Here is a 13,645-nt window from a genome sequence, read left to right as displayed (position 1 = left end):
CTATGAATGTTGCCATCATCGGACTCGGCTTCGGCGCCGAATTTATTCCCATCTACCAGGCTCACCCGCGCGCCACCCTGTATGCGGTCTGCCAACGCAATGAGCAGAAGCTCAACGAAATTGCGGACAAGTTTGGCGTCACCAAGCGTTACACGTCCTACGACGACGTGCTGGCCGACCCCGCGGTCGACGTGGTGCACATCAATACGCCGATCCCCGATCACGGCCCGCAATCGATCAAGGCGCTGGAGGCCGGCAAACACGTGGCCTGCACGGTGCCGATGGCGACGACGGTGGAGGACTGCCGTCGCATCGTTGAGCTGACCAAGGAGACCGGGCTGATTTACATGATGATGGAGACCGTGGTCTACAGCCGCGAGTTTCTGTTCGTGAAGGAGCTTTACGACAAGGGTGAGCTCGGCCGCGTGCAGTTCCTACAGGCGAGTCACCAACAGGACATGGCGGGCTGGCCGGGTTATTGGGACGGATTGCCGCCCATGCACTACGCCACGCACTGCGTCGGGCCGGTGCTGGGGCTCGAGCGCAAGCTGGCCGCGCAGGTCACGTGCGTGGGCTCCGGTCGTATCGCCGAATCACAGGCCAGGGTCTACGGTTCGCCGTTCGCGGTCGAGTCCTGCCACCTTCAGATGAAGGACTCCGACGTCGCCGCGCGCATCTACCGGTCGCTCTTCGAAACGGCGCGCCAGTATCGCGAGAGTTTTGATGTTTTTGGCTCTAAGAAGTCCTACGAGTGGCCGCTCATCGAAGGGGAGAGACCCGTGATTCACACGCTCGGCAAACCCGAGCCGGAGATCCCCGAGCGCGTGGAAGTGCCCGACTACGCGAAGTTGCTGCCGCCGGAGATTCAGCACTTCACCGGACGTGGCGTGTATGACGCCGACGAGCACCAACACCTGTCCTTCACGCAGGGCGCAGGTCACGGTGGTTCGCACCCGCACTTGGTGGACAACTTCATCAAGGCCGTGCTCGACAAATCCAACCCTTACCCGAATGCGGTTGAATCGGCCAACATCAGTTGTGTCGGTATCCTCGCGCACGAATCGGCGATGGAAGGGGGCGTGCCGAAACGCATGCCCGACTTCACTTTGACCGCCTGATGGCCCGCCGACACCTTTCGACATTTTCCCTGGATCTGATTCATGAACTCGACCCCCTTCCGAAAGCTCTTCGCCGGCGTGCTCGTTCTCGCGATAAGCGTGTTCCTGCTCCCGTCGGCCACTCGTGCCGCCGCCGCCGCCACCGCCGACGATGGTGTGATCGACCTGCTCTTTCTCGGGCACGGCCAACGAGAAGGGAAGGGGTATCACCTCTCGCACGTTTTTGCGCCGGTTTTCAATCGCTCGTTGGGCGCGCAAAAAATCCGCATGCGTTATGTGGAGGATCCGGCGGTGCTCAATGCGGCGGATCTGGCGCAGACTGACGTATTGATGATTTACGCCAACTTCCGGACGATGAGCCCCGAACAGGAGAAGGTCCTGCTCGACTTCGTGGCCGACGGTGGTGGTTTCGTGCCGGTGCACTCGGCGAGCGCGTGCTTCGGCCATTCGCAACTCTACGTCGATCTCGTGGGGGCGCGCTTTAAGAGTCACGGGATGGAGGCATTCACCGCCGCCATTGTGCCGGGGCAGGAGCATCATCCGATCATGGATGGCTTCCCCGAATTCGAGACGACCGACGAAACCTACGTGCACGCCGACCACAATGAGGCGAATCGCACCGTGCTGATGACGCGCGAAGCGGAGCCTTGGACGTGGACGCGCACGCACGGCCAAGGTCGCGTGTTCTACACCGCTTACGGTCACGACATGCAAACGTGGGGGCAGGCCGCGTTCCACGACCTGCTCATTCGCGGTATCCGTTGGGCGGCGGGTGACGCGAAAGCCGCCGCCAATCTGGCGTTGGTGAAGTCGCTGCCTTCCGCCCGCTACCAACCGGCGGACACGATACCCAATTACCGCAAGCAGGACCCCGCGCCCGAGTTGGCGAAACCGTTCACGCCGGAAGAGTCCCAACAACTCACCTTGGCTGAGCGCGGGTTCGAGCTGCAGCTCTTTGCCGCCGAACCCATGGTCGTCAATCCGATCGCCCTGGCCTGGGACGAGCGTGGTCGGCTCTTCGTGGCTGAGACGATCGATTATCCCAACGAAGTGGATACAAACCAACAAGGCGACGACCGCATTCTCATTCTCGAAGACACCGATGGTGATGGTCAGGCGGACAAATCGACGGTCTTCGCCGACGGTTTGAACATCCCCACCAGTCTGACGCCAATCGACGGGGGATGGATTGTCGCGCAGGCTCCGCAGTTTCTCTTCCTGAAGGACAGCGACGGCGACGATCGCGCCGACGTGCGCTACGCAATCAACCAGGACTGGGGCGTCGAAGACACCCACGCCGGGCCGTCCAATCTGCGCTACGGTTTTGACAATAAAATCTGGGGCGCGGTGGGTTACTCCGATGCCAAAAAATCGACCCAAGGTGAGTTCGGCCAAGGTGTCTTCCGCATGGATCCGAGCAGCGGCGTCGTCGAACCGGTGGGTATGTTCAGCAACAACACGTGGGGACTCGGCATGAGCGAAGACTTCGAAATCTTCGGCTCGACCGCCAACGGAGCCCCGGCCTGGCACGCGCCGCTCTGGCGCGCTTTCACCTACGACCGGCACGACGCCCTGCCGCCGCAGCTCGCGTCGAAGATCGACGACTTCACCCAGTTCTTTGCCGCCACTGACAAATTTTTGCAGGTCGACTGGCACGGTCGCTACACCGCCGGCGCGGGCTTCAATCTCTACACCGCGCGTGCGTTCCCCGAGCGTTTTTGGAACAAGGGCGCTTTTATCGGCGGTCCGACCGGCCACTTGTTGGGCGAGTTCTTTCTCAAGGAGGAAGGTTCGACCTACGTCGGCCAAAACCGCGGTTCCGTCGTCGCTTCGACGGACGAGTGGTTCTCGCCCGTTTTCGCCGAAGTCGGTCCCGACGGTGCGCTGTGGATTGCGGATTGGTATAACTTCATCATCCAGCACAATCCTCGTCCCTCCGAGCAATCGGCTGGCTTTGAAGGTCGCATGGGCGCGGGTAATGCGCACGAGAACCCGCTGCGCGATCGTCAACACGGTCGCATTTATCGACTCGTCGCTAAAGCGGCCCAGCCGTCGCGACAGCTCGACCTTTCCGCCGCTTCGACTGCCGACCTTATCGCGGCACTCTCCAACGACAATATGTTCTGGCGCATGACCGCTCAGCGCAAACTGGTGCGCGAACAGCGCCGCGACGCCATCCCGCGGTTGCGGGAAATCGTCGAAACGGATCGTTCGGTTGACGCCATTGGTATCAGCCCGCGTGTAATCCATGCGCTCTGGTCACTGCACGGTCTCGGGGCCTTCAATGTTATGACCGCCGCGGGCGAGCGCGCGGTCGAACGGGCATTGTCGCATCCGGCGGCATCTGTGCGCAAGAACGCGGTCATGGCGCTGACCGAAGCTGGCGGTGAGGCGAACCTTCAACGCGCGGCTTCGCTCCTCGACGACCCCGACGCGAAGACCCGCCTCAAATCCCTGCTGGCGCTCGGCTTGCTGCCTCCGTCGGAAGACAATGCCCGCATGTTGTTTGCGCGCCGCACGTCGCTGCCGTCCGACCCTTGGTTGGCGCGTGCCTTCGCCCATGCCGTGCTCGATAATGAAGCGCCTTACTTTGCGGAGTTGCTGACCAATCCGACCCCGGCTGAGCAGAGCGTCTTTGCTCTCTTTGCCAAAGTGGAAGAAGCTCCGGACTATCTGGTGGCCAAACGTCAATTCGCGTTGGTGGAGGGTGACTACGCCGCCGCGCTCGGCGATTGGAAAAACCTACCGGCTTCCTCGCTTGAACCCATCAGTCTCGCCTTGCTCGATGCCTGGAAGACGAAGCTCCACGAGCCGACACCCGCCGACACGGCGCTGGTGCAGCAACTTGTCAATCGACTCGATGGCGACGCCCAGATGCGCCTGAGGCTGCGGGCCGGCGGACTCGACCTCAACTATGGTAACATCGATGAAGTCGCCTACGCCGCATTCCTGAAGGAAAACACCTTCACCCCGGTCATCAGCGATCGTAATTGGGGTGGACTGGGTGAACGCGTTTACTTGCAAAACTGCGTGGCTTGCCACGGCTCCGAAGCACGCGGCGACCCCAGCGTCGGCGCGCCGTCCCTGCGCGGCATGGAGAATTGGTATGTGCAGACGCAGCTGCAAAAATTCCGGCACGGCTTGCGTGGCACCCACTTCAAAAACGCCAACGGCATCGCCATGCGCAGCGCCTTGGAATTCCTCGATACGCATCCCCGGGCGGAGTTCGTCATCTCCAGCCTCGCGTTCTATCTGTCGTCGCTCGATCCGGTCATGCCTGAGCCGACCGTGACCGGCAATGCCGCTGCCGGGCAGGCCCTGTATGCGACTTGCGCCGCTTGTCACGGTGCCGACGGCGCGGGCAATCGGGAACTCAGCGCCCCGAAACTCACGGGGAAGCAGGACTGGTATCTCATGCACCATTTGAAGTTGTTCCATGATGGCGTGCGAGGAGCAGATCCGCGCGATGTGACCGGCCAGCAGATGGCGGCCATGGCCAAGACCGTGCCTAACGAGCAAGCCATGCGCGATCTCGCGGCGTATATCCAAACCCTTAACACGAAGAACTAGCGCGGGCTTCGGCTCGCAGCGGTTTTCGTTCCTCACGTCCTCAACTCCCGTTACCCCATGTCGGAAAATCCCATTAACCCCCAACGTTTGCTCTGGGCCGGCTTCACGGCCATTCTTGCCACGGGTGTCGGCTTCGCCGTTCGCGGCGGTATTCTCGACAACTGGGGGGCCGAATTCGGTTTCTCCGCCACGCAACTCGGTGTGATCAGTGGGGCCGGGCTCACTGGATTTTGCTTCGGGATTTTTGCCGGTGGTCTGGTCGTCGACAAGTTGGGCTACGGCAAACTCATTGTCGTATCATTTGTGCTGCATGCGCTTTCGGCGATTGTGACACTCACGGCGGCGCCCGAGATGGGTATGGCGACGGCCTACAAATATCTGTTTTGGGGCACGTTCATCTTTGCTCTCGCCAATGGGGCGCTGGAGGCGGTGGCCAATCCGCTGGTCGCGCGACTGTTCCCGGAGAACCGCACGCACTATCTCAACATTCTGCACGCTTCCTGGCCTCTCGGTCTGGTGTTGGGCGGGGCCTTGGGTTGGTTGCTCGACGATCGCATGGGCGTCTCCTGGAAGTTGCAACTCGTGATGTTCCTGCTGCCCACGGTCATCTACGGCGCAATGTTCCTTGGTCAAAAATTTCCCAAATCAGAAGCGGCCGAAAGCGGGCTGGGACTGGGAGAGATGTTCAAGGATGTCGGGTTGCTTGGCGGCGTGGTGGTGGCGGCTATGCTCGCGTTGTTCTTCAGTGCCACCTTTCCATCTATTCCCACCTGGCTGCTGTTTGTGGGCGGTATTGTGATCGTCGGTGTGATCGGTAAAATCACCAGTTTTGCCGTGGGTTCAGTGGTATTGTTCGTTCTCTTCGGCACGCACATTCTGGTGGGCGCGGTGGAATTAGGGACCGACGGTTGGATTCAGAATATCACGGGTAACATCCTGAGCTCCGAGCAAGGCAAAGTCCTGTTCGTGATCACCTCGCTCACCATGTTCCTGCTGCGATTCTGCGCGGGGTGGATTGAAAAAAATCTGCGGCTGTCACCGGTCAGTTTGCTCTGTGTCTGCGCGATCTTTGCATTCATCGGACTGAATCTCACCAGTGGCATCACCTCGTTCGGAGGGGCGGTGGTGGCGCTGCTTATTTATGGTGTGGGCAAGACGTTTTTCTGGCCGACGATGCTCGCCATCTGCGGTGATCGTTTCCCGCGCACGGGAGCCATCGCCATGAGCATCATGGGAGGCCTCGGCATGATGTCGGGCGGACTCATCGGTCTACCGGGACTGGGCTACGCCAAGGACCGGTTTGCCAGTGAAGCGCTGGTCGAGCGCGCGCCACAAGTCTACGCCGAGAGCCAAGCGCAGGAGAAAAGCGGTTGGTTGTTCTTCGAGCCGGTGGCGGCAATCGATGGTCGCGCCCTGGCAGAAGCGAAGGCGGCGGAAGAGCCGACGAATGATCAGATTGCCCTGATCGAATCGGACCTCGCCGGTGACCGCAAAACCCTCAAGGCGGACTCGGTCATTCCCGTGACCTTGGCGGTGATCTATCTGGGCTTCGTCCTGTATTATCGCAGTTGCGGCGGCTATCGGCGATTGGTCCTGGCAAAAGAGGTCGCGTCCCGGCGTTAGCCTCCTTCATCAAAACCAAAGCGGAATACGAAAAGGGGCGGGTGAGCCGTATACCGCCGCCGGACCTCGTTTTCTGTTTTTCGTGTGCCTTCGGTGGCGACACCAAGCCGTGAGGGGTTTGAATGCGGTGGTTTACTTTGCCCACGCGGCACCTTCCGGGGTGCGGCGCCAGGCGAAGTATTGATCGAGGACTTCGAGGGCGGCTTCGCTGGCCACCGGACCGACAGTCGCGGTGTCGTGGAAGTGCATGGCGCGTTGATCGTCGGGAGTGAACTCCGGCCACGCAGGCACGCCGGGACCGTTGGGATCGCCGCGCTTGGCGAAGTTGGTCCAGTAGGTCGAAACGGTGTCCGAGATGGCCCGGTCGCCGATGGTTAAATTCTTGTCGTCGGGGTTGAGCGTTTGGAAAACGTAGGGCACGTCGACACCGTGCGGCATGCCATGGTCGGCCTGCGGTCCGGTGGCGGGACGGGCGGGGTGTTGGTCGAAATAATAGAGGAAAACGTGGGCGTCGCCGGTCTCGGCTTGCAGGCGAGCCCAGGCCCAAGTCTGCCACCCAAAGGCGGCATCGCGCATAAGGTCGCGGGCCGACCTGGGCACACTGTGCTCACCGGCTGGATACGCGGCGAGGAGGCGATCAGCCCAGGGTCCGTAGCGGGTGCGCACATTGGCTTCGTATTCGGCGGGCGTTTTTTCGCGGGAGAAGCTGAGACCTTCGTCGGAGTTGTAGCCGACGAGGATGTCCACGTCGTTGTAGCGATCGGCTTCGTAAAGTGTGTATTGGTCATCGGGAATGACCCAGCCGTCGACGATCGGCCAGGCGGCACCGCTGCCAAAACCGCCGGGGAGCTGGTCGGGCGAGAGGGCGCGGAAGGCGGTAATGGAGTCGACTCCGGCGCGCGAGGCGAAGGCGACGCCGGCCGTTTCGGCGTCGGCGAGGGTGCGCATGTTTTCGCCGGGGTAGGTGGTTTCACGGGTCGGCCCAAAGGAACCGCCGCTCTGGGAAATCGCGCCGCGAAAAAGACCCTCGGCGAGCGGCGAGGCGCAGAGCATGCTCACGGCGATGCCGCCCGCGGATTCACCGAAGATCGTGACTTTGTCAGGATCACCGCCAAAGGCCGCGATGTTGTCCTGAATCCACTTCAGCCCGGCGATCTGGTCGAGCAGGCCGTAGTTGCCGGAAACGCCGTGGGGTGACTCAGCACTGAGCTCGGGGTGGGCGAGAAAACCGAGGGGGCCGACCCGGTAATTCACGGTGACGAGCACCACGCCTTTGCGGGCGAGAAACTCGCCGTTGTGGGTGGGATTGGCGTTACCGCCGAAAGAGAAGCCGCCGCCGTAAATCCATACCAGCACGGGGATTTTTTCGTCGGGTGATTTGGCGGGAGACCAAATGTTAAGGTAGAGGCAGTCCTCGCTGACATGACCGGAGCCGTCGCCCTGATAGGGATCGGGTCCGTAGTCGGTGGTCTGCTTCACCCCGGTCCAGGGCGCGACGGGTTGGGGAGGCTGCCAGCGCAGGTCGCCCACGGGCGGAGCGGCGAAAGGGATGCCACGGTAGACCGTAAGATCGGTTTCAGTCGCGCCTTGCACGAGACCGGATTGGGTGGCGACGGGCGCGGGTGGTTCGGCGGCGAAGGCGGTCGATGCGACGAGGAGCGCGAGCAGGAGTTTCTTCATAGTGGGGACGGAAAGTCAGGTTTGTTTTTAACCACGAATGAACACGAATGAGCTCTACTACCGTTCCGCTTTCAGCAGGCCTCAAATAGAGCCAATCAGGGATGTGATGCGTAGCGGGTGGGCGAAGTCATTCGTGGTTAACAATAGATAAAACGAGGTATGGTAAGTCCCGGAGGAGGCCATGAATCCGTGATGACGGATTCGTAATGCAATCGGGAACAGATACGGGCGGGGCGAATGCGTTCTGCGGACAGAACCTGCAGCAGGAACGCTTACGCAAGATCGGGCAAAGGCCGGACGATGGCACGGTGTCAGATCATTGACCGTTAGGTGGGAGCGTTACGCCCCACCGGCTACGGCGCGACGGGGTTGCCTTCAGCACCCGGGCTAGAGGGCGTCACCACTGGTTTCACTCCCTCGATGGGGAAACTCAATTCGATCAAACGAGCGCGGGGCGTGAACCGGGACGTCGGCGAGTTCGATGTCGTGGTGTGCTCGCCGAACGAGAGGTGGGGGCGTTGCTACGCGGCGACGTGATTCGCGGGGGTGTCGCGTGGGGTGGGGACGGGCGGTCGGTCGGCCAAGCGGTGAAATACCTTTGTTTGGCCATCAAGCCGCTGGGTCAGGTCGACGGGGGTTTTGGTCGAGCCGGTCCCGTTTTCGATTTGGTAGGCCCAAACTTGAAACTGGTTTAGATTCACTGTCCCGAAACTGGTGAGAAACGCGCAGTCGCCGGCATCGAGTCCATGGCACACCCGCACGCGACCGAATCGAGACACGTTGTAGCGGGCATCGACCGGCACCCAGCGTCCGCCCAAATATACCTCGGTGTAGGCGTGGAAGTCCATCGGGCTGCCGGGATCGTCGTAGCCGATGTCCGGCAGGTGTCCGGACGCATAGCGCGCGGGCACATTCAATGCGCGGCACAAGGCAATGGTGAGGTGGGCGAAGTCCCGGCAAACGCCATAGCGTTGTTCAAAAATGTTGCAGGCCGTGAGATCGCTGCGCCCGGCTCCGAACCGGTATTCGACGTGCTCGTGCACCCACGTGCATACCGTTTTGACCTGTTCCCAGCCCGTGGGCACGTTGCCGAACTGGCGCCAGGCGAAATCAGCCAAGCGATCTGATTCACAGAACCGGCTGGGTCGCACGTAATCGATGACATCGCCGGGCAAGGCTTCCGGTGCGATCGCCGGCAAATCGGTCGCTCCGTCGTGATCGAGTCGGAAGGGCACTTCGAAAATCGCATCGTGACTCACCTGTGTTTCACCCACGGGCAAGGTAAAGCGCAGCAGGTCGAGGCCGTCCGTTCGCGCCACCTTTTCGGGATTGATCTCAGGACGAGTGCAGAGCGTGTCCTCTCGCAACACCGCATCGCTCGAACCCTCGGGTCTGATATCCAACAGGATGGATGCTGGTGCCGGTGCGGAAAGGTTGAGCCTGCATCCCACTCGGACGGTGAGAGTGAGGGGTTTATTAAGCGATGATGGGGAAGCGGCCATTTGCATTGCCGTAACTCAGCTTTTGGCGCGCCAGTTTTGGTTGGCTTTGTGATTTCGATTCGATCGTCGCGTGGGTAAAAAACAGATATCCAATGCCTTAAATATTGCGACGAGGCGCGAAATTCCAGCCCTGAGCCGTGGACGGTCACGTGAAAGACCGGTTTGCCCTTGGTCGCGCCGCGCAATTTGCAAGTCGAGCGCGACGTCATCGTTGCAAAAGGAATCCTCCAACCCGGCCGCGGTTGCCCGCGCTCCGCCGCATGGAGATGACTTCGACGGTTTATTTGGGAGCGTTACGGCCTTTGCGTTGAGCAAGGGAAGTTCCGTCGACCCAAGTGCCTTCCACCAAGTGGGCGTCGGAGGCGTGGTGACTCCCCATTTCGTTCCGTTGTAATTTGGCCGCTAAGAGTTCCACGGCCAAGCCGCCCAATCGGGCGTGGTTCTGCCAGACTCCGGCGAAGTCCCCATTGGGCTCCCGCAATCCGAGGCTGACCAGACCTGTGCCTGGTAGGGTGCGTTCGATTAACTTGCGCCATGCCCTGCCTCGCCTTGATCGCTGGTTGTGGTGATGACGACATCCGAGCGGTGGCGCCGTAGAACGTTGTAAATCCAGCGGGGAGGTGGCAGCGTCCGCTGAAGAAACCCACTCCCCATATCAGGATGAGGCCGAAGAGGCGACGGAGTGAGTTCGGCGGGGCTTGGGAGGTTACGGTTGGCCGGGTTTGAAGGCGGTGCGTTCACCGGCCCGCAGGGTGACCTCGGTGACGTGGCCGTCGGCGGTGCGGATGGGGAAAAGACCGTCTTGGTTGGCGGTGAACCATGCGGTGGTGAGTTGGCCGTCACGCCACGTGAGGTCGACGGTCAGGCCGCCGCGGGCGCGCAGTCCGCTGACGCTACCGGTGGGCCAGGCGGCCGGCAGAGCCGGCAGGAGCTGGATGCGACCGCCGTGGGATTGCAGGAGCATCTCGGCGATGCCGGCGGTGCCGCCGAAGTTGCCGTCGATTTGGAACGGCGGGTGAGCGTCAAAGAGATTTGGATACGTGCGCTCGGGGCGGAGCAGGAGTTTGAGGATGCCCATGGCGTGCTCGGGTTCGTGCAGGCGTGCCCAGAGGTTGAGGCGCCAGCCGATGGCCCAGCCGGTGGCATCGTCGCCGCGCAATTCAAGCGAGCGGCGGGCAGCGGCGGCGAGCGCGGGCGTGGTGATCACGTCGATCTGGTCGCTGGGGAAGAGACCGTAGAGATGCGAAACGTGGCGATGGTGCGGCTCGGGGGCAGCGGCGTCCCAATCTTCCAGCCATTCCTGCAACTGACCTTGGGCACCGATCTGCGACGGGGCGAGGCGAGCGCGGGCGGCGGCGAGTCGCGCGCTAAAATGCGCATCCTCACCGAGGATGCCGGCGGACTCGATGCAAGCGGTGAACAAGTCGCGCAAGAGTTGGGCGTCCATCGTCGGTCCGGCCACGATCGCAACACCGTCATGGTGCGGATTTTCGGGGGAGACGGACGGACTGGTGACGAGCCAGTCGTGGGTTGGTTCGGTGACCAATGTATCGAGAAAAAATTGCGCCGCCTCTTTCATGATCGGGTAGGCTTGGGCGAGGAAGTCGCGGTCGCCGGAGAATTGGTAATGTTCCCACAGGTGTTGGCACAGCCAAGCGCCGCCGGTGGGCCACATGCCCCATTGGGCGCCGTCGATCGGACCGGTGGCGCGCCAGATGTCGGTGTTGTGATGGACCACCCAGCCGGACGCTCCGTAGGTGTCCTGCGCCATCTTGGAGCCGGTTTCGCTGAGGTCCCTGATCATGTCAAAAAACGGCTCGCTCAACTCGGCGAGGTTGGTGATTTCGGCCGGCCAGTAGTTCATCTCGGCGTTGATGTTGAGAGTGTATTTGCTCTGCCAGGGTGGGTTGAGACTATCGTTCCAAATGCCCTGTAGGTTGGCGGGTTGCGAGCCGGGCCGGGAGCTGCTGATGAGCAAGTAGCGGCCGTATTGAAAGTAGAGCGCAGCGAGGGCGGGATCGTTGCCGTCGGCAAAACGGCGCACGCGCTCGTCGGTCGGCCGGTCGGCGGCGGGCGTGCGGCCGAGATCGAGGGTGACGCGGCGGAAGAGCCGTTGATGCTCGGCGGTATGAGCCGCCAGCAAGTCGTCGTAGGATTTGCCTGACGCGGCGACGAGCGTGGCGTCATTGGCGGCGACCGGGTCGCCGCTCACGTCGTCGTAGTGGCGGAAACTGGTGGCGGCGGCGATGAGGATGGTGGCCGTGTGAGCGCCGCTGATGTGGAGTTGTTGGCCATCGGCGCGCAGGTCGCCGCCCTCGATCGTGACCTTGGCCTGCGCCTGGAAAGTGAGCGCTCCTGCGATACCGGCGGAGCCGCCGTTGCGCCCCTGCAAGACGAGGGTATCGGCACCAACGGTCCGGCTCGTCGCGTGTTGCGGGCTTTGCAGACCGATCGTGAAGTTGAGCTGAGCCGGACGGTCGCCGCGACGAGCGGTTAAGCGCACGACAATCACTTGATCGACCGGGCTGGCGAAGACCTCGCGGGTGTAGCTCATGGCCCACGGACCCGTGCCCGTGGTGTAAGAGGTGGTGGCAACGGCGGTGTCGAGGTTGAGCTCGCGCCGGTAGTGGGAAACGGTGTCGGCACCGGAAAACGTCAGCATGAGATCGCCGACGGTCTGATAGGGCATCTGGCTGCGGGGGCGGGCCATCATTTTGGCGTTCACCAAATCCTGGGCGGCGGTTTGGTCACCAGCGGCAAGGAGGGCGCGCACCTCGGGCAGGGTGGCCAACGCCTCGGGGTTGGCCGGGTCGTAGGGGCCGCCGCCCCAGAGCGTGTCCTCGTTGAGTTGCAGGCGCTCCTGGTGGATGCCGCCGAAGACCATGGCACCGAGGCGGCCATTGCCCACGGGGAGCGCTTCCACCCACTCGGTGGCGGGACGATCGTAGTGCAGGGTGAGGGATTCAGCTGCGGGCAGGGTGAACGGCAGCGGCAGGAATAGTAGAAGCGCAGGGAGGCGGAGTTTCATGCGGAAAGGCGTTAGAGGGAGATCATTGCTTTGAGCACGCCGGTGGCGGGATCGGCCCAGGTGGGGAAGTGATCGGGCACCGCGGTGAGATGAGCTCGGTGAGTGATCCAGGGGGTGGTGTCGATGCGGCCGGACTCGATTAATTTGAGGATGCGACGAAAGTCGTCGGGACGGGCGTTGCGGCTGCTCATCAGGGTGAGTTCGCGGCGATGGAAATCAGGGTCATGGAACGAGACGTCGCCCCGAAACAGACCCACGAATATGAGACGGCCGCCATGAGCGGGGTAGCTGAATGCCGCGGCCATGGAAGCGGGATTGCCAGTGGCGTCGAATACCGCGGTGGGCATGTCACCGTCGGTGAGCGCGGCGAGGCGAGCAGCGACATCGGTGATGCCGGGGGTGTGGATGAGATCGTCCGCGACCAGACCGAGCCGCTCGCGACAGAAAGCGAGGCGGGGGGCATTGATGTCGAGGGCGATGACGCGAGCCTCGGCGGCGAGGGCAAATTGGATGACGGAGAGGCCGATGGGACCGGTGCCAATCACGGCGACGGATTCACCGGGAACGAGCGCGGCGCGTTCGACGGCGTGAGCTCCGATGCCGAGGGTTTCGACGAGGGCGAGCTGATCGAAGGATAGCGTGCGCGATGGATGGAGTTTAGCCGCAGGCACCACCAGCTGTTCGCGGTGGCCGCCGTCGATGTGAACCCCGAGCACGTTCAGATCGGTGCAACAGTTGGGCTTGCCGCATCGGCAGGCGATACAACGTCCGCAGTTTAAATAAGGTTCGACCGCACAACGATCGCCGGGAGCGACGTTGGTCACGTCAGCACCAATCGTGAGAACCTCCACTCCGAGCTCGTGGCCGAGAATGCGGGGATAGTTAAAAAAAGGTTGGTGACCCTTAAAGGCATGGAGGTCAGTGCCACAGACGCCGACGCGATGAACGCGGATCAAGACTTCACCCGGGCCGGGAGCGAGGGTGTCGGGCACGGTGACGGTGCGAAGGATGCCGGGTTCGAGCAGAGAAAGCGCTTGCATGAGACGGGGGGAAATCAGGCGTCAGGCAATGAAGGGATCGTGATTCCCGGGGTGACCGCCGGTAAGGACGTGCATCGACGCGAT

7 protein-coding genes are annotated in these 13,645 nt (G+C 62.1%); 3 read left to right on the top strand and 4 right to left on the bottom strand.

What is annotated here, in order from left to right; all coding sequences use genetic code 11:
• The first annotated feature begins 2 nt into the window (after positions 1–2).
• The 3 genes from PXH66_RS12335 to PXH66_RS12325 are packed head-to-tail and all read left to right on the top strand — an operon-like array spanning position 3 to position 6,311.
• The gene (locus PXH66_RS12335) at positions 3–1,118 is read left to right on the top strand and encodes a Gfo/Idh/MocA family protein (RefSeq protein ID WP_330931797.1); all 1,116 of its coding nucleotides are present in this window, start codon (positions 3–5) and stop codon (positions 1,116–1,118) included.
• 42 nt (positions 1,119–1,160) lie between these two features.
• Positions 1,161–4,688 carry a PVC-type heme-binding CxxCH protein gene (locus PXH66_RS12330; RefSeq protein WP_330931796.1) on the top strand — a complete coding sequence of 1,176 codons (3,528 nt, stop codon included), beginning with the start codon at positions 1,161–1,163 and terminating at the stop codon, positions 4,686–4,688.
• 57 nt (positions 4,689–4,745) lie between these two features.
• The gene (locus tag PXH66_RS12325) at positions 4,746–6,311 is read left to right on the top strand and encodes an MFS transporter (protein WP_330931795.1); all 1,566 of its coding nucleotides are present in this window, start codon (positions 4,746–4,748) and stop codon (positions 6,309–6,311) included.
• A gap of 132 nt (positions 6,312–6,443) precedes the next feature.
• Here the strand turns inward: PXH66_RS12325 and PXH66_RS12320 are convergent, their stop codons facing one another.
• The 4 genes from PXH66_RS12320 to PXH66_RS12305 form a co-directional block, all read right to left on the bottom strand.
• Positions 6,444–7,991: a carboxylesterase/lipase family protein gene (locus tag PXH66_RS12320; protein WP_330931794.1), complete on the bottom strand. Its 1,548-nt coding sequence runs from the start codon at positions 7,989–7,991 to the stop codon at positions 6,444–6,446.
• 521 nt (positions 7,992–8,512) lie between these two features.
• Complete coding sequence (locus PXH66_RS12315; RefSeq protein ID WP_330931793.1) at positions 8,513–9,394, bottom strand: transglutaminase-like domain-containing protein; 882 nt, start codon at positions 9,392–9,394, stop codon at positions 8,513–8,515.
• A gap of 805 nt (positions 9,395–10,199) precedes the next feature.
• Complete coding sequence (locus tag PXH66_RS12310; protein WP_330931792.1) at positions 10,200–12,521, bottom strand: glycoside hydrolase family 95 protein; 2,322 nt, start codon at positions 12,519–12,521, stop codon at positions 10,200–10,202.
• 11 nt (positions 12,522–12,532) lie between these two features.
• Complete coding sequence (locus PXH66_RS12305) at positions 12,533–13,561, bottom strand: zinc-binding alcohol dehydrogenase family protein (RefSeq protein ID WP_330931791.1); 1,029 nt, start codon at positions 13,559–13,561, stop codon at positions 12,533–12,535.
• Positions 13,562–13,645 lie beyond the last annotated feature (84 nt).

The sequence above is a fragment of the Synoicihabitans lomoniglobus genome (assembly GCF_029023725.1).
GTDB classification, from domain to species: domain Bacteria; phylum Verrucomicrobiota; class Verrucomicrobiia; order Opitutales; family Opitutaceae; genus Actomonas; species Actomonas lomonigloba.
This window is presented reverse-complemented; position numbering and strand designations above follow the sequence as displayed.

Coding starts and splice junctions, on each gene's coding strand:
- PXH66_RS12335 (WP_330931797.1), top strand. CDS start 3: ATGAATGTTGCCATCATCGGACTCGGCTTCGGCGCCGAATTTATTCCC.
- PXH66_RS12330 (WP_330931796.1), top strand. CDS start 1,161: ATGAACTCGACCCCCTTCCGAAAGCTCTTCGCCGGCGTGCTCGTTCTC.
- PXH66_RS12325 (WP_330931795.1), top strand. CDS start 4,746: ATGTCGGAAAATCCCATTAACCCCCAACGTTTGCTCTGGGCCGGCTTC.
- PXH66_RS12320 (WP_330931794.1), bottom strand. CDS start 7,991: ATGAAGAAACTCCTGCTCGCGCTCCTCGTCGCATCGACCGCCTTCGCC.
- PXH66_RS12310 (WP_330931792.1), bottom strand. CDS start 12,521: ATGAAACTCCGCCTCCCTGCGCTTCTACTATTCCTGCCGCTGCCGTTC.
- PXH66_RS12305 (WP_330931791.1), bottom strand. CDS start 13,561: ATGCAAGCGCTTTCTCTGCTCGAACCCGGCATCCTTCGCACCGTCACC.